The sequence below is a fragment of the Clostridium sp. AF22-10 genome (genome assembly GCF_003478725.1).
GTDB lineage: Bacteria > Bacillota > Clostridia > Lachnospirales > Lachnospiraceae > Otoolea > Otoolea fessa.
In genome coordinates, this window is sequence record NZ_QUFZ01000006.1 from 93,718 (window position 1) to 110,442 (window position 16,725).

The window sequence follows — 16,725 nt, forward strand, 5'->3', positions numbered from 1 at the left end:
CTGCGGTGCGGCGCGTGCGGCAGTGAAGCTTTTTTCGAAGGAAGAGGCGCTCGCCACGGCAGACGGACTGTTAGATCGGATCGAGAAGGTGCGTGCGGCGCGCGAGGAAGCAAAGAAACAAAGTGAAGCCGGAAATGGCGATGAGATGGCGGAGGGCACGTTCCGTTCCCGTCCATTTTTTGCCGATCAGGCGGCGCAGACGGAATTTCAGGAGAGACACAGACGTCCGGAACGAAAAACAGTATATCCGCAGTCAGGCAGTACGCTGCGGGCATATCTGGGTATTGATTCGGGCAGTACGACGACAAAATTTGTCCTGTTAGATGAGAATGAGGAACTTCTGGATTCCTTTTATGCGCCGAATCAAGGCGATCCGCTGACGGTGGCAAAGAAAGCATTGATTGCGATGCGGGAAAAGTATGCGTCCCACGGCGTGCGGCTGGAGATTTTGGCAGCCGGGACGACCGGTTATGGAGAAATGCTGTTTTCACGTGCATTTTCGGCCGAGACACACGCGGTTGAGACGGTGGCACATGCGCGTGCGGCGGCAAAATACACGCCGGATGCGACGTTTCTTCTGGACATCGGTGGTCAGGATATGAAGGCAATCTGGCTGGACAATGGCGTTATCACAAATATTGTCGTGAATGAAGCCTGCTCATCCGGCTGTGGGTCTTTTTTGGAAAATTTTGCATCCTCCCTGCATATTCCGGCGCGGGAGATTGCTGAAAAGGCATTTTCTTCGCAGCATCCGGCTGCGCTCGGAAGCCGCTGTACCGTCTTTATGACGAGCAGTATCGTGACGGAGCAGAGAAATGGAAAGCTGCCGGAGGACATCATGGCGGGGCTGTGCCGTTCGATCATTGAAAATGTATTTACAAAGGTTATCCGTGTGTCGAACCTGGATTCTCTGGGAAAGAGGATTGTCGTACAGGGCGGAACGTTTGAAAATGATGCGGTTCTCTGTGCGCTGGAACAGTATGTCGGCCGCCCGGTGATCCGGGCACCGTATCCGGGCATTATGGGGGCGATCGGTGCGGCGCTTTTAGCGAAGGAAGAAGCACAGAGCCGGAAACAGCCGCATTTTACCAGTTTGGATCAAATGGAGTCCCTGACCTGGCAGCAGGAGGCGAACGTGCCGTGTCCGTTCTGTATGAACCATTGTCAGCGTGCGGTGGTGCGGTTTTCGAATGGAACCTCATGGATCACGAACAACCGTTGTGAGCGGGGCGAGATTCTTGGCGATCCGAAGGATGTGAAGGTGCGCGAGCGACTGAAAATAGCGTCAGAAACCCGGAATAAAGTGCCAAATCTCTATAAATTGCGGGAAGAACTCCTGTTTGCAGATTATCTGGATCAAGCGGAAGAGGGGGATGCATCGTCTGCAAAAAGTCATTCAGAGCGGGCAGCCGCTAAGACTGGTCTTGTGCCGAATGCTGTGTCTGATACTGTGCGGCGAAATATAACCATCGGTCTGCCGCGCGTCCTTGCTTTCTGGGATACGATGCCGTTCTGGACGACGTTCTGGCGTTCGCTGGGCTTTGAGATTCAGATTTCATCCCCGAGCACGCACAAGATGTTTGAGGAAGGCTTAAGCGCGGTAACTTCAGATACCGTCTGCTTTCCGGCAAAACTGGTGCACGGGCATATCCGCGATCTGGTAAAGAAGAAAGTGGATCGTATTTTTATGCCGTCGATTGCGGCGATCGGATCGGAAAATACGGAATCAACGAGCGAGTCCATGTGTGCAGTCGTGAAGGGATATCCGCTTGTGATCCGCAACTCGGATTCTCCGGAGAAACAGTGGGGCATTCCGTTTGATGCACCGTTATTTTACTGGTACAGGGAGGAAGATAAAGAACGTCAGCTTATTACATATATGGAACAGACATTTTCCATCCAGCCGTCGGAAACGAAAAAGGCGGTTCTTGCAGGAAATGATGCGATGCGGCAGTTTGGGAGCCGCCTGAAAGAGGCGGGAGCGAAGGTTCTGGAAGAGGTGGAAAAAGAGGGGCGCTATGCGGTGGTGCTGGCGTCAAGACCGTATCAGAATGATGCGCTTGTCAACCACAGCCTGCCGGAGCTTTTGACCGAGTTCGGCGTTCCGGTTCTGACGGCAGATTCTGTTCCGGGCATTGAAAATGTGGATTTAAGCCACAGCCGTCTGGATGTCGTAAACAATTACCACGCGCGGATGCTGGCGTCCGCGGTTCTGGCGGCACAGAGCCAGAATCTGGAATATGTCCAGTTTGTAAGCTTTGGATGCGGGCATGACGCATATTTGTCGGATGAGATCCAGCGTATGATGCGGGAAATCTCCGGAAAATCACCGCTGATCCTGAAACTTGACGAAAGCGAGGTACAGGGACCGCTGCGGATCAGGGTGCGTTCCTCCTGGAGACGATCAACATGCGGCGGAAGAAGCGGGAGATGGCGGAGAGGCTGCAAAACCAGCCTGGAACAAGCCGACAGGAGAATGCGGGCGGCGGAAATGAATGCGGGACGGTTGCGCTGGGACCAGACATTCAAAAATCCTGGCAGGTTCATGAACTTTCGGATCCATATCCGGTTAAATTTGAGGTGGAAGACCGCAAGAAGCGCACGGTTCTGGTCCCGAACACCTCCCACGCGTTCTGCCGGATTATGTCGGCGGCGTTGAAGACACAGGGAATCCGGGCAGTTCCGCTGGCGGTCGGCAGGGAAGAGGCGATCCGCCTCGGAAAGCAGTATGTCCACAACGATATCTGTTTCCCGGCGCAGATTGTCATCGGCGAGGCGCTGGCAGCACTTCGGAGTGGTCAGTATGTGCCATCTGAGACGGCGATCGGTATGGGAAAATACATCGGTGACTGCCGCCTGACCCATTACAGTGCGCTGCTTCGCAAGGCGCTTGACGACGCCGGCTACCCGGAGGTGGCGATTCTGACGAACGATGACGTCGATTATCATGATCTGCATCCGGGCTTCCGGATGAACCTTGTGTCGGCGATCCGTCTGGCGGGAGCGCTTCCGATGATCGATATTCTGGAAGAGCTGCTTCGCAAGATCCGCCCGTATGAGAAAGTTTCTGGAAGCAGTGATCAGGCATTTGGCGAGGCGATGGATTTCGTCGTGGATGGTCTGGAGCAGCATGGGCTTTCAGGCGCTCTGCGAGGCTTTAAAAAGGCGATCCAGCGGATGAATGCGATCGAATATGACCGGAGCCAGCCGCGCCCGCGCGTCCTGATCATCGGCGAGTATCTCCTCAATTTCCATCCGGGCGCGAATCATGAGATTGAGCGCTACCTGGAGAAAAATGGATTTGAGATTATCGAGGCGCGGATGACGGATGTTATCCGGAAAACGTATTTCTGCCAGGATGAGCAGATTCGGACGTATCATCTGAAAAAGCCGTTTGTCAAGAAAAACTGGTACCATGTGGCGAACAGGGTATTTGACGCTGCGCACGCGGCAGCGGATCGGATAGCGAAACAGCATCCGCTCTATACGCCTGTCTGCCGCCTGCCGGAACTGGTAAAGGAAAGTGACCCGATCATCCCACACACCTTTGATGCGGGCGAGGGCGTGCTGATTCCGGGCGAGATCCTGCACCATGCGGCGCATGGCTGCCGGGCATTTGTGATTTTACAGCCATTTGGCTGTCTGCCAAACCATGTGGTAGGACGCGGCATCGTAAAAAAAATGCGGGAAATGTACCCGGACGCCCAGATCCTGCCGCTTGACTACGATCCGGATGTGAGCTTTGCCAATCTGGAAAACCGCCTGCAGATGCTGATTATGAATGTGAAAGAAAGAAGCGTGGACACGGTTGCCCTGCCGGACGTGGGGCAGAGAAGCCCCGTGGAGACTATGAATAGAAAACAGAAAAACGCCGATAATAAAAAGCAGAAAGTTTCCTGATTTCGGGTTAGACAAAAATAGAAATCACATAAGCCCACGCGGCGGAAAGGGACAGGCTATGAAACATCTGGAAATTGAAAAGGTGATTGGACGGGAGATTGTTGATTCGAGAGGAAATCCAACAGTGGAGGCGGAAGTTTATCTATCAGACGGAAGCATAGGACGCGGCGCGGCACCGAGCGGTGCATCGACAGGTGAATTTGAGGCTCTGGAGCTGCGCGACGGCGACAAGTCGCGTTTTGGCGGAAAGGGCGTACAAAAAGCAGTCCAGAATGTGAATACCGTGATTGCAGAAGTATTAAAGGGCATGGATCCGGCGGACATTTATGCGGTTGATAAAGCGATGATCGAGGCGGACGGAACCAAGGATAAATCCAAGCTGGGCGCGAATGCGATCCTGGCGGCTTCGATCGCGAGCGCACGGGCGGCAGCCAATGCGTATGGTCTTCCGCTGTACCGTTTTCTCGGCGGCGTATCTGGAAACCGTCTTCCGGTCCCGATGATGAACATTTTAAACGGCGGCGCGCATGCGGCAAATACCGTCGATGTACAGGAATTTATGATTATGCCGGTTGGCGCGGAGAGCTTTTGCGAGGGACTCCGCTGGTGTACCGAGGTGTTCCATGCGCTGGCAGCATTGCTTAAAGAGCGCGGACTGGCAACCTCCGTCGGCGATGAGGGCGGTTTTGCACCGGATCTGGGAAGTGACGAAGAAGCAATCCAGTGCATCTTAGAGGCAGTGGAGAGAGCCGGATATAAGCCGGGCGAGGACTTTGTCCTGGCGATGGATGCGGCATCTAGTGAGTGGAAGAGCGGCAGGAAGGGCGAATATCTGCTTCCGAAGAGTGGCAAACACTTCACCTCCGAGGAGCTGATCGCACACTGGAAACAGCTCTGCGGGAAATACCCGATCGCCTCGATAGAGGATGGTCTGGATGAGGAGGATTGGGAAGGCTGGCAGAAGATGACTGCAGAACTCGGCGGGCAGGTGCAGCTGGTCGGCGACGATCTGTTTGTAACAAACACCGAGCGCCTGGAAAAAGGTATCCGTCTCGGCTGCGGCAATTCGATCCTGATTAAGCTGAACCAGATTGGCTCCGTCTCCGAGACACTGGAGGCAATCAAGATGGCACATAAGGCAGGTTACACGGCGATTGTATCCCACCGTTCCGGCGAGACCGAGGATACGACGATCGCAGATCTGGCGGTTGCGTTAAATACCTGCCAGATAAAGACGGGCGCACCGAGCCGGAGTGAGCGCGTGGCAAAATACAACCAGCTTCTGCGGATTGAGGAAGAGCTGGGAACCGGCGCACAGTATCCGGGGAAGGCGGCATTTAATAAAAAATAAGTTGTCTTTTTTACGGGATATCGTACAGACAAGCAATCTGTTACATTGCATAAAATGTGTGAGTTGTTCCGAAAACGAATGCATTTCTTCGGAAACAGACAAAAATCATCTGGGGAAATGCTGGATGGCGTCGAGGCAAAGGAAAATAGAATACAACTTTGAAAGGGAATGCGTTTTACCGTACAACTGGAACGGAGAGAAACGTATTCCTTTTTGTTTTGCATTAGACCGAAAAAGGAATATTGCTAAAAGTTTGACAATATTTTGAAAAATATTCGTTTTTTTACGAAATTTATTGACAAAACAGCGGGAGTAATTGTAAAATAACTGTAAAGCAAATATGAAAAAAGAATTTATTTTTTTTAAACGAATGGAAAAACGTTTTACCAAAGGAATGGTCCGGCGGATAACGTATTTCATATAAAAAAGGAGGATGAAAGAATGAGAAAAAGAACATTAAGCATTGTACTTGCAGCAGCAATGTGCGCCAGCTTAACAGCCTGCGGCGGTGGCGGAAGCACTGCTGAGACAACGGCAGCTGACAGCAGCAATACCGAGACGAAGGCAGCCGACGCTTCAGAGAAATCTGACAAACCGCTCCGTGTATGTGTTGTTTACACTGGAAACTTAGGTGATAAGAGCTACAATGACTCTTGCAACATGGGTGCACAGAAAGCAGTTGAGGATTTCGGCATTGAGCTTAAGAGTCTGGAGGGTACCACTGCTGAGGAGTGGAAAGCAAACCTGCTTCAGGCTTGTGATGATGGCTACGATTTAATTATCGGTGCTTCTTCTAACATCGCAGATTACATCACTGAGAATGCTTCCAGTTATCCGGATACCAAGTTCGCAGTTATCGATACAACCGTAGATCTGCCGAACGTTGAGTCTATCAGCTTTGCTCAGAATGAGGGTTCCTTCCTGGCAGGTGCAGCAGCAGCTATGTTTACTACCAAGACTGATATCCCGAATGTCAATGAAGATCATATCATCGGCTGGGTAGGCGGTATGGATATTCCGGTACTTCATGACTTCTATACAGGCTATGAGCAAGGTGCGAAGTACATCGATCCGGATATCAAGATTCTTCAGGCTTTTGCAGGAAGCTGGACGGATCCGTTAAAGGGCAAAGAGCTGACTTTAGCACAGTATGAGCAGGGCGCTGATATTGTCATGAACGTAGCATCCGGTACCGGTGTTGGTATTCTGGAAGGTGCAAAAGAAGCTGACAAATACGCAATCGGCGTTGACTTAAACCAGGATTCCGATCAGCCTGGACATATTCTTACTTCTATGGTTAAGAGAGTTGATAATGCCTGCTACCTGGTTATCCAGTCTGCAGTAGATGGAACCTTTGAGGGCGGCACAACTAAATATCTGGCACTGAAGGACGGCGGCGTCAGCCTGACTGATTTCTCTGTTATCAAAGAATCTCTGGGCGACAAATTCCCGCAGGATATCGTTGATAAGTGTGATGAGCTTGCCGAGAAGATCAAATCCGGCGAGATCGTAGTAGAAAACTATGAAGGATTTGGCCCAGAGGCATAATTGATAAAGACAAGGCCGGGAGCGAGTGAAACCTGGCGGCGAAGGGGGATCTGGATTCTTTCAGGTTCCCCTTCATTTTCAACAAAAATGTTTTTCTTGGAAAGAGCCGTCAGGCATTTCCGGACGAGAGGGTGATCGAATGAACGAATACGTAGTGGAGATGAAAGGAATTGTCAAAAATTTCGGACAGGTTCAGGCGGTAAAGCATGGCGAATTTACTCTGAAAAAAGGCGAGATCCATTCACTGATTGGTGAAAATGGAGCTGGTAAATCCACCATGATGAAGCTTCTGTACGGCATGTATCCCATTGACGAGGGCGAGATTATCGTCAAGGGGGAACCGATGGGAACCATCACACCGAAGATTGCAATTGAGCACGGTGTCGGCATGGTCCATCAGGAATTTATGCTGGTAAATGAGCTGACGGTTCTGGAGAATATTATTCTGGGATTTGAACCGAAAAAGGGATTGACAATTGACTTTGACAAGGCAAGAAAAGAAGTTAAAAAATATATTGAACAGTATCATATGGACGTGCAGCTGGATAAGAAGGTAAGCCAGATATCCGTTGGTGAGGCGCAGCGTGTCGAGATTATCAAGACATTGATGCGAGGTGCTGATATCATCATTCTGGATGAGCCTACAGCGGTTCTGACTCCTCAGGAGGCGGAACGTCTGTTTGAAATCCTGAACAATCTGAAACAGGATGGAAAATCCCTTGTCTTTATTTCTCATAAGCTGAATGAAGTTATGGCAATATCAGACCGCATCTCTGTGATGCGTCAGGGACAATATATGGGCACTGTTAATAAAGAGGAAACTTCTCCGCTGGATCTGACCAAACGAATGATCGGACGTGAAGTATTCTTAAACATTGATAAGGCTTATTCTGAGGCGGGAGATACGATTCTGGAGGTTCAGGATGTGTGGATTCCCAGCCAGAAGGAGACATCGAAGATCCGGGGCATGTCCCTGCATGTCAAGGCCGGTGAGATTGTCGGCGTGGCAGGTATCGATGGAAATGGACAGAGTGAGCTGGTTGAGGCGATCACCGGACTCCGCAAGGTAGAGAAGGGCAAGATCCTTCTTTGCGGCAAGGATATTACGAATCAGAGTCCGAGAAAAGTGAGAGAGAGCGGTCTTTCCCATATTCCGGAGGATCGAAATACAAGAGGTCTGAACCGTGCCATGACCATCGAGGAAAATCTGATCGCAGTCCGTCTGGATCAGCCTCCATTTACCAAGGGCATCATGATGAATAAATCAGGACAGGATACCTATGCAAAAGAAATGGTAGAACAGTTTGATATCCGCCCGGCGGATTATAATCTTCCTACCTCTTCCTTATCCGGTGGCAATGCACAGAAGGTCGTAGTAGCCCGGGAGGTATCTCTTGGCAATAAGCTTCTGGTAGCATCCCAGCCTACCAGAGGTGTAGATATCGGTGCCATCGAGCTGATTCGTAATACACTGGAAAAGGCGAAAAAGGCAGGCGCCGGTGTCCTGCTGGTATCGGCAGAGCTGGAGGAGATTATCTCCCTTTCGGATCGTATCGTTGTTATCCATGAGGGCAAGATCACCGGCGAGATGCGTGCGGATGAGGCGAATGAGAACAATCTGGGTCTGCTTATGATGGGCGGTACAGACACAGGGAAGGACGGTGAAGCAGCAGTATGAATCAAACAATAAATGGTATTCGAAGGATTCTTATTACGATACTCGTTGCGATGGGTGTCGGTGCGCTGTTTATCGTAGCGATCGGGGAGAATCCGATTGATGCATATGCGGCGCTGTTCCGAGGTGCTTTTGACGGAAAGCTTCGTCTTGGTACAACCTTGGCAGGATTTACTCCGCTGCTGCTGACATCCATTGCTTTTGCAGTTGCAGCGAAAGCAGGCGCATTTAACGTAGGTGTTGAGGGCGAGGTTTTCTTGGGCGGTATCACAGCTGCTTATATCGGCATCAACTGGACCTTCCTTCCGAAGCCGGCTCTGTATGTGGCCTGCTTCGTAGGTGCTATGGTGGTAGCAGCTGCCTGGGCCTTTATTCCGGCGGTTTTGCGTGCCTATTATAATGTAAATGAAGTATGTACCACCATTTTGATGAACACAGTAGCCCTTTATATCACATCTTATCTGGTCAGCGGACCTATGAGTGCCGGTACTGCTAATGCTCAGTCCCTGCCGGTTACGGTAAGACTGTATCAGTTTATGAAACCCAGCAGTGTCAACGTTGGTATTTTCATCGCAGCCATCACCGTGATTGTGATTATTTTTATGCTTCAGAAAAGCAGCTGGGGCTACAAGATCCGTACCGTCGGCCTGAATCCGACCCATGCGGATTATGTGGGAATTGATTCCAAAAAGGTATTTGTCGGTGCTATGATGCTTTCCGGTATGTTAGGCGGCATGGCAGGCTGCATCGAGGTTCTGGGTGTTCATGGATATTTCCTGAACAACTTTGCAACCGGACTTGGAAGCAATGGTATGCTGGCAGCTCTGATTGTAAAGAACAACATGGTTTCAACTCCATTTATGGCATTTTTCCTGGCAGTTTTAAAATCAGGTGCTATGGGAATGCAGCAGTCAACCGGTGTACCAAAATCGCTGGTTGATACCATTACAGCAGTTTTCATTATCATAGCGACCATGGAGACTGCATTCCAGTTTACAAAGAAACGTAAAAAGAAAACGGAGGAGAAGAAGGAGGATAAGGCATGAATGCGATAATGCAGAATTTTGATAAAATCTTTAATGCGTCGCTGATTTATGCAACGTTTCGTTCAGCGACTCCGATCATCTTTGCCGCTCTTTGTGCGGCAATCACCCAGCAGGCCAATATCTTAAATATCGGTACTGAGGGTATCATGCTGGTAGGTGCTTTTACAGCAGTAGCGGTCAGCTACTTTACCGGAAACTGGCTGTTAGGTATCATCGCGGCGATGATCGCGGGCGCTGTGATTGCGATGATCATGGCGGTCGGTCACATCCGTTATAACTCTGAGATCTGTGCAATCGGTATGGGTATCAACATGCTGGCGCTGGCGCTCACAAAATTCATGGTAAATGCGATCTTCCACAGCACCGGCAGCTTTTCCAGCCCGGACATCAAAGCAATTCCGCGTGTGTCGCTCGGATTTTTAGACAATCTGCCGGTGGTTGGCGACCTGTTTAACAACTGGTGTGTGACCGAGTGGTTTGCCATCGTTTTGATTATTCTGCTTCAGTTCTTCTTTTATAAGACTGTATGGGGACTGCGTCTGCGTGCGGTGGGTCAGTTTCCGGAAGCAGCCAAGACGGCAGGTATCAAGGTAAATGCAGTCAAATATCAGGCAATGCTGCTTTCTGGTCTCATCGGTGGTCTGGCAGGTGCACATCTTTCCCTGGGATACAGTACCCAGTTTATCGAGAACATGACCAATAACCGTGGTTTCATGGGCGTTGCAGCCATGTATTTCGGTGGTGCGAACCCGGTTCTGACCACACTGGGCTGTCTGCTCTTTGGATTTTCAGATTCCGTCGGTGCCCGCCTCCAGGCATATGGCATTCCATCCCAGTTCGTTCTGATGATGCCGTATATCGTGACCATCGCGGTACTGGCAATTTCCATGATTGCGAAGATTTCAACCAACAAGAAGAGAGAATCTTCCCTGCATGTGGGAAGCTGATGATGAAGAAAGATAAAACACTATAAGGAGGACATAATCAGATGGAAAAGACAAAAATTATTCTTGACTGCGATCCGGGACATGATGACGCGGTCGCGATCACGCTGGCGGCGAACAGTGACAAGATCGATCTGTTAGGTATTACAGTCGTAGCAGGCAACCAGACGCTGGAGAAAACGCAGATTAATGCGAGAAATGTGTGCCAGTGGCTTGGTGTGGATGTGCCAGTGTATGCGGGCTGCGGACAGCCGATGGTGCGTGAAAAAATGATAGCGGGCGATATCCACGGTGAAACAGGGCTGGATGGTCCGGTTTTCCCGCCGCTGACAAAAGAATTAGAGAAAGAGCACGCAGTCGATTTCATCGTTAAAACCCTGATGGAGTCCGACGGCGATATCACGATGGTGACAACCGGTCCGATGACCAATCTGGCGATGGCGATGCGGATGGAACCGGCGATTATTCCGAAGATCAAACAGATCGTCCTGATGGGAGGCGCGTATACCAATGGTAACGTAACTCCAGCGGCAGAGTTTAATATCATCGCCGATGCGGATGCAGCGTATGTATGCTTTACCAGCGGACGCCCAATCACGATGATGGGTCTGGATGTTACCCGCAAGGTACTGTGCTATCCGGAGATCGTTGACCGGATGGAGAAGATCGGCAATAAGGCATCCAAGCTCTTTGCGGATCTGATGCGCTTCTTCTGCAAGACCCAGAAAGAGGTATTTGGCTGGGAAGGCGGACCTCTGCACGATCCGGTTACGATCGCATGGCTGATTGATCCGAGCGTTGTGACCCTGAAACCGATGCATGTGGACATTGACATCCGCAGCGTCCAGTCCTACGGACGTACCAACTGCGATTTCTTCGGTTACGGCGGACAGGAGCCGACTGCAAACGTAGCGATCGATATCGATGCGGCGAAGTTCTGGGATATCGTTGAGGCAGGGCTGAGAAGATACAGCGAGGCATAGTTTATAATACTTGTGTTCGGAGGCAGATATAGATGAGAGACCTGAAAGAAGTTTTAGAGCAGAACAAAGAGAAATATATCGAAGAACTCAAGAATCTGGTGGGAATTGATACCCATGACTTAGGGCACGGAATCGATGGTGGTCTGGAGAAACAGGGACAGGAGTATATGGTAAACCTGTTTGAATCGATGGGAGCCGACGAGATCACGGTGGATCCGATGGATGAGGCTGTGATTCAGGAAAGCTACAAAAAGCACCAGGAAGGAAATCTGGGGCACAACCAGACCGACCGTGCCAATGTCTATGCGACATTTAAAGGAAAACAGGGCGGAAAAAGCCTGTTATTTAACGGTCATATTGACGTTATGCCGGCGGAGATGGAAGACGGCTGGACGAACCCGCCGTTTGAGCCGGTAATTCGGGATGGCAAGATGTACGGACGCGGCTGCACGGATATGAAGGGCGGTCTGATGGCATCGGTGATGGCGGTAAAGCTTTTGCAGGATGCCGGGTATGAGCTGCCGGGCGATGTGACAATTACCTCCGTGTGTGACGAGGAAGGCGGAGGCAATGGCTCGATCCAGGCGGTAATGCGCGGTCTGAAAGCCGACGGCGTTGTCAACTGCGAGCCGACCGACGATACCCTGATTCTGGCGCATATGGGCTGGGTATTCTTTAAGGTTGATTTTGAAGGAAAAGCGTGCCATTCCGGTGCAAAAGCTGAGGGCGTCAGCGCGATCGAGAAGGCGATCAAAGTAATTCAGGGGTTAAATGAGATGGAGCACCGCTGGCTTCTGACGATCCGCCACCGCCTGCTTCCGCCGCCGAGCTTAAATATCGGCGTGATCGAGGGTGGAACCGCCGGTTCTACCGTGCCGGGCGAGTGCAGTTTTTCTACCTGCGTCCACTATGTTCCGACCCTGATGAATCAGGATATGGTTGTAAAGGAATTTACAGAGGTCGTTGAGCGGATCAGCCGTTCCGACGCGTGGATGGAGGCACATCCGCCTAAGATTTCCATTTACCAGACCGGACATGGGTTTGAGATGGAGGAGGCACATCCGCTGGTAGACACCTTTAAGGAGGCGTACAGTGAGGCACTTTCGCGCAGCGTGAAGGTGGAAGGATCCCATTTTGGCTGTGATTCCCGCCTGTGGCGCAACATTGCCGGATGCCCGACGATCCAGTACGGACCGGGCGAGGGCGCACAGTGCCATACCGTGGATGAGTGGCTGAAGCTCGATTCCTATCTGGAAGCGATTCTGGTGTATGCGAAACTGATTCTTTCCTGGGGAGAGAAGAAATAAGGAATTGATAAATATATAAGGAGATAAAAATATGAGCAAGAAAGTTTTACTGGCAGGCGAGTCCTGGATGAGCTATACAACCCATGTTAAGGGATTTGATTCATTTTACACTTCTACCTATGAAACCGGTGAAAAATGGCTGAAAGCAGCCCTTGAGGCAGGTGGTTATGAGGTGACATTCCTTCCAAACCATCTGGCAAATGAAGAATTTCCATTTACAATGGAAGAACTGAAACAGTATGATCTGGTAATTCTGTCCGATATCGGAGCAAACACCCTGCTTCTGCCGGGTGCTACGTTTAACCGCAGTGAAAAAATGCCGAACCGCTGCAATCTGATCCGCGACTATGTCAACGATGGCGGCGCTCTTCTGATGGTCGGCGGCTATCTGACCTTCTCCGGCGTGGATGCAAAGGGCAAATGGCATGACACAGCCGTACAGGAGGTTCTTCCAGTCGAGGTTCTGACGGTCGATGACCGTATGGAACACTGTGAGGGTGTAAAACCGGTAACCGTGGGCGAGCATGAAGCTTTAAAGGGCATTCCGACCGACTGGCCGGAGGTTCTCGGTTACAATAAGGTAATCGCAAAACCGGAGGCAGAGGTTCCGGTTACTGTAGAGGGCGATCCGTTTATCGCGTTTGCTTCTTATGGAAAAGGGCGCAGCGGTGTTGTCACAACCGACTGTGCACCGCACTGGGCACCGCCGGAATTCTGCGAGTGGGAATACTACAATAAATTGTGGCAGAATATCGCAGACTGGCTGATTCAGAAATAAGATAGCAGGAAAAAGGAGAGCGCGTATGGACGGAGCGGTGAAACTTTTAAAAGAGCTTCTGACCATTCGGAGTGTCAATGGACGGGATGACGAGGGAGCAGTGGCAGAATATTTGTGCAAGTATTTTGAACAATCGGGAATTTCTGCACATATACAGCGGATTGACGCGACACACGCCAATGTGCTGGCGGAGCTTGAGGGGGAGTCGGATGGCGCTCCGATCTTCTGGAACGGGCATCTGGACACGGTTCCTTACGGAGATACCGGAGAATGGAAGACTGACCCGGCGGTTCCGGTGGAACGGGACGGTTTTCTCTATGCCCGCGGTGCCAGCGATATGAAGAGTGGGCTTGCCGCGATGGTGTACGCGCTCTGTGAATATAAAAAATCCGGTCGTCCGGTGCCGCGTACGATCCATTTCCTCGGAACCTGTGATGAGGAAAAGGGCGGCATCGGCGCTAGGGAGATCTTAAAGGAAGTCCCGGAGACGTCGATTGGAACGCTTCTGATAGGAGAACCGACGGGATGCAGGCTGGGCGTGGCGCAGAAAGGCTGCCTGTGGCTGGAGATAGAAGCACACGGAAAGACGAGCCACGGGGCATACCCGCAGGAGGGCTGCAATGCCGTGGAACAGGCGATGGCGCTGACAGGTGAGATTGAAACATATGTGAAAAGCTTCACACACCCGGTTCTCGGCGCATCGACCGCGCAGGTAACGCAGATTTCCGGCGGCGTGGCGCCAAATATGACGCCGGACACCTGCCGGATTCTCATGGATATCCGTATGACACCAGGACTGACAAGCCAGATGGTAGTCGGTCAGGCGGAGGCGTTTGCGGCGGCGCGTTCCGTTACATCGGAAGAAAAATTCCGCGTCAGCTGCCGGATTGTCAATGACCGGCGGGCGATCGAGATTGGAGAATCCCATCCGCTTGTGAAACAGCTCTCGAAGGAACTGGAGAAAAAAGGGCTTCCGGTGGAGACGACTGGGATTAATTTCTTTACAGATGCTTCGATCCTGGTGGAACACAAGCTGGATGCAGCCGTTCTCTTATTTGGTCCGGGCGAGGCAGGTATGGCGCATAAGCCAAATGAGCGGGTCGAGATAGAAAAATATCAGAAATCCATTCAGGTTCTCATGGATCTGATCGCATCGGAGGTGGATGAGTGAGGGCAACCATCAAGGATATTGCCGCTGAGACTGGTTTTTCCGTGACGACAATCTCACTGGTTCTCAATGGAAAAGGATATAAGATCTCGGATGAGACAAAGAATCAGATCCTAGCGAAGGCGCGGGAACTGAATTATCGTCCGAACCAGCTCGCGGTCAGTCTGGTAAAGCGGCAGAGCAAGACCATAGGATTTATCGTCCCGGATATTTCCAATGTATATTTTGCCAATATGGCGCGCGCGATCGATGAGGCGTGCCGCGAAAATGGCTGGAGTGTGATTCTCTGCAACACGAATGATAATTATGACCGGGATCGCGAGTATATCGATCTTCTGGCGGATAAAGGCGCGGACGGCATTGTGTTTATCATGGCTAAAGATAATACGCGGGAGATGGCGGCGGAGGAGATTGATTATCTGGAATCGATCCACATACCCTATGTGGTAGTTGACCGGATCCCGGAGCTTCGGAATTGTCCGGCGGTCGGTACCGACCATGAGATCGGCGGTTATCTGGCGGCGCGCCATCTGTTAAGTCTTGGACACCGGCGGATTGCCTGCGTCGTGGGACCGCATGCGACCCAGATGGATTCGGAGGCGCGTTACCATGCTACTGCCGGGCGATGGAGGAGGCGGGAATTCCGGTGGATGAACGTCTCGTCTGTGTCGGCGAGTATACGCAGGAGGGCGGCGCGGCGGCAGTCGAACAGCTCATTTCACAGGATTTTACGGCGATTTTCGCCTGCAACGATGCTTCAGCGTATGGCGTATGCAGAAAACTCAAGGAATATAGAAAGAAAGTGCCGGAAGATGTTTCGGTCGTCGGATACGATGACGTTTTCTATGCCCGGATGCTGGAGGTGCCGCTGACAACGATACGGCAGCAGGTACGGGAGATGGGAAGAGAGGCGGTAAGGCTGCTTCTGAAACAGATACGGGAACATAAAAGACCGGAGAGCAAGGTGATCTTTGCGCCGGAACTGGTAGTACGGGAGAGTACGGCGCGAATACAGCCGTCTTAAGCGATACATCAAAGATGCCGGCGGCAGATTTTGAAGGAATTGGTCAAGGAGGGGAGCAGAGTGAAGGTATTGAATTTTGGTTCACTGAATATTGATTATACGTATCAGGTGGATCATTTTGTAAGAGCGGGAGAGACGATGTCCTCCGAGTCGCTGCAGGTATTCAGCGGCGGCAAAGGGCTGAATCAGTCGATCGCGCTGAGCAAGGCGGGCGCAGACGTATGGCACGCCGGAGCTGTCGGAGCCGGGGATGGAGATTTCCTTATCGAGCAGATGAAGAAGGCGGGCGTCCACACGGAGTTGATCGAGCATCTCGACGGGCAGACAGGACACGCGATCATCCAGAAAGATCCGGCAGGGCAGAACTGCATTCTGCTGTATGGCGGTGCCAACCAGCGGATCACGAGGGAAATGGTGGATCGCGTCCTGACACAGTTTGAGGCGGACGATTTCCTGATTTTACAGAATGAGATCAGCGAGATCGGCTATATCATGGAGAAAGCCCATGAAAAAGGCATGAAGATCGTTCTGAATCCGTCCCCGATGAATGCGAAGATCCTGTCCTATCCGCTGGAATATGTGGATTACTTCTTATTAAATGAGGTGGAGGCGTCGGATATCTGCGGCATTGAGGCAACCAAAGATCCGCAGGCGCTGATGAACGGACTGGTAAAACAGTTCCCGGAGGCGAAGATTGTCCTGACACTCGGCGGCGATGGTTCCGTGTACCGCGATGGTGACACAGTCCTTCGTCAGGGAATCTATAAAGTGCCGGTTGTGGACACGACGGCGGCAGGCGATACATTTACCGGTTATTTTATCGGCGGCTTACAGCTCGGTGAAGACCCGAAGACGGCGCTGGAACATGCGGCAAAAGCGGCAGCGATCGCCGTTTCCCGCCCAGGAGCAGCTCCGTCGGTGCCGAACCGGGAGGAAGTCGAGACGTTTGAAGGATAAAAAGCACCTGAAAACTTGTCTTTTAAAACAGAATATAGTAAAAT

General features: G+C 51.4%; 13 protein-coding genes and 1 pseudogene. All 14 read left to right on the forward strand.

Annotated elements, in window-relative coordinates; translation table 11 throughout:
• Nucleotides 1-22 precede the first annotated feature (22 nt).
• The 14 genes and pseudogenes from DWX91_RS06170 to DWX91_RS06225 all read left to right on the forward strand — a co-directional run bounded on the left by DWX91_RS06170 (nt 23) and on the right by DWX91_RS06225 (nt 16,681).
• The gene (locus DWX91_RS06170; protein WP_243098992.1) at nt 23-2,659 is read left to right on the forward strand and encodes an acyl-CoA dehydratase activase-related protein; all 2,637 of its coding nucleotides are present in this window, start codon (nt 23-25) and stop codon (nt 2,657-2,659) included.
• Nucleotides 2,581-3,900 carry a hypothetical protein gene (locus DWX91_RS16925; protein ID WP_243015310.1) on the forward strand — a complete coding sequence of 440 codons (1,320 nt, stop codon included), beginning with the start codon at nt 2,581-2,583 and terminating at the stop codon, nt 3,898-3,900. Before DWX91_RS06170 ends, DWX91_RS16925 begins: the two co-directional genes overlap by 79 nt.
• A 58-nt stretch (nt 3,901-3,958) precedes the next feature.
• A complete protein-coding gene (eno, locus tag DWX91_RS06175; RefSeq protein ID WP_118472466.1) occupies nt 3,959-5,251 on the forward strand; it encodes a phosphopyruvate hydratase in 1,293 nt (430 codons plus the stop codon).
• Between the two features lie 441 nt (nt 5,252-5,692).
• Nucleotides 5,693-6,799, forward strand: a complete 1,107-nt coding sequence (locus DWX91_RS06180; protein WP_022359763.1) for a BMP family lipoprotein — start codon at nt 5,693-5,695, stop codon at nt 6,797-6,799.
• Nucleotides 6,800-6,938: 139 nt separating this feature from the next.
• The gene (locus DWX91_RS06185; RefSeq protein WP_022359764.1) at nt 6,939-8,477 is read left to right on the forward strand and encodes an ABC transporter ATP-binding protein; all 1,539 of its coding nucleotides are present in this window, start codon (nt 6,939-6,941) and stop codon (nt 8,475-8,477) included.
• Complete coding sequence (locus tag DWX91_RS06190; protein ID WP_118472467.1) at nt 8,474-9,520, forward strand: ABC transporter permease; 1,047 nt, start codon at nt 8,474-8,476, stop codon at nt 9,518-9,520. Before DWX91_RS06185 ends, DWX91_RS06190 begins: the two co-directional genes overlap by 4 nt.
• Nucleotides 9,517-10,467: an ABC transporter permease gene (locus DWX91_RS06195; RefSeq protein WP_243017803.1), complete on the forward strand. Its 951-nt coding sequence runs from the start codon at nt 9,517-9,519 to the stop codon at nt 10,465-10,467. The genes DWX91_RS06190 and DWX91_RS06195 overlap by 4 nt, the downstream gene beginning before the upstream one ends.
• Nucleotides 10,468-10,508: 41 nt before the next feature.
• A complete protein-coding gene (locus DWX91_RS06200; RefSeq protein WP_107001566.1) occupies nt 10,509-11,447 on the forward strand; it encodes a nucleoside hydrolase in 939 nt (312 codons plus the stop codon).
• 32 nt (nt 11,448-11,479) lie between these two features.
• On the forward strand, nt 11,480-12,754 hold the full coding sequence (locus DWX91_RS06205; RefSeq protein WP_118472468.1) for a M20 family metallopeptidase: 1,275 nt from the start codon (nt 11,480-11,482) through the stop codon (nt 12,752-12,754).
• A gap of 31 nt (nt 12,755-12,785) precedes the next feature.
• Nucleotides 12,786-13,532, forward strand: coding sequence for a glutamine amidotransferase (locus tag DWX91_RS06210; RefSeq protein ID WP_118472469.1), 747 nt, complete (start codon nt 12,786-12,788; stop codon nt 13,530-13,532).
• 25 nt (nt 13,533-13,557) lie between these two features.
• Nucleotides 13,558-14,703 carry a M20 family metallopeptidase gene (locus DWX91_RS06215; RefSeq protein ID WP_118538508.1) on the forward strand — a complete coding sequence of 382 codons (1,146 nt, stop codon included), beginning with the start codon at nt 13,558-13,560 and terminating at the stop codon, nt 14,701-14,703.
• A 41-nt stretch (nt 14,704-14,744) separates the two neighbouring features.
• Nucleotides 14,745-15,248, forward strand: a pseudogene (locus tag DWX91_RS17925) (LacI family DNA-binding transcriptional regulator); the annotation flags it as partial.
• 77 nt (nt 15,249-15,325) lie between these two features.
• Nucleotides 15,326-15,724 (forward strand): substrate-binding domain-containing protein, encoded by a 399-nt coding sequence (locus tag DWX91_RS17930; protein ID WP_412693842.1) that lies wholly within the window; start codon nt 15,326-15,328, stop codon nt 15,722-15,724.
• Nucleotides 15,725-15,784: 60 nt separating this feature from the next.
• On the forward strand, nt 15,785-16,681 hold the full coding sequence (locus tag DWX91_RS06225) for a ribokinase (RefSeq protein ID WP_107001561.1): 897 nt from the start codon (nt 15,785-15,787) through the stop codon (nt 16,679-16,681).
• Nucleotides 16,682-16,725 lie beyond the last annotated feature (44 nt).

What these genes read in the sequence shown, in the direction of transcription:
- eno (WP_118472466.1), top strand. Translation starts at nt 3,959, where the DNA reads ATGAAACATCTGGAAATTGAAAAGGTGATTGGACGGGAGATTGTTGAT.
- DWX91_RS06180 (WP_022359763.1), top strand. Translation starts at nt 5,693, where the DNA reads ATGAGAAAAAGAACATTAAGCATTGTACTTGCAGCAGCAATGTGCGCC.
- DWX91_RS06185 (WP_022359764.1), top strand. Translation starts at nt 6,939, where the DNA reads ATGAACGAATACGTAGTGGAGATGAAAGGAATTGTCAAAAATTTCGGA.
- DWX91_RS06190 (WP_118472467.1), top strand. Translation starts at nt 8,474, where the DNA reads ATGAATCAAACAATAAATGGTATTCGAAGGATTCTTATTACGATACTC.
- DWX91_RS06195 (WP_243017803.1), top strand. Translation starts at nt 9,517, where the DNA reads ATGAATGCGATAATGCAGAATTTTGATAAAATCTTTAATGCGTCGCTG.
- DWX91_RS06200 (WP_107001566.1), top strand. Translation starts at nt 10,509, where the DNA reads ATGGAAAAGACAAAAATTATTCTTGACTGCGATCCGGGACATGATGAC.
- DWX91_RS06205 (WP_118472468.1), top strand. Translation starts at nt 11,480, where the DNA reads ATGAGAGACCTGAAAGAAGTTTTAGAGCAGAACAAAGAGAAATATATC.
- DWX91_RS06210 (WP_118472469.1), top strand. Translation starts at nt 12,786, where the DNA reads ATGAGCAAGAAAGTTTTACTGGCAGGCGAGTCCTGGATGAGCTATACA.
- DWX91_RS06215 (WP_118538508.1), top strand. Translation starts at nt 13,558, where the DNA reads ATGGACGGAGCGGTGAAACTTTTAAAAGAGCTTCTGACCATTCGGAGT.
- DWX91_RS17930 (WP_412693842.1), top strand. Translation starts at nt 15,326, where the DNA reads ATGGAGGAGGCGGGAATTCCGGTGGATGAACGTCTCGTCTGTGTCGGC.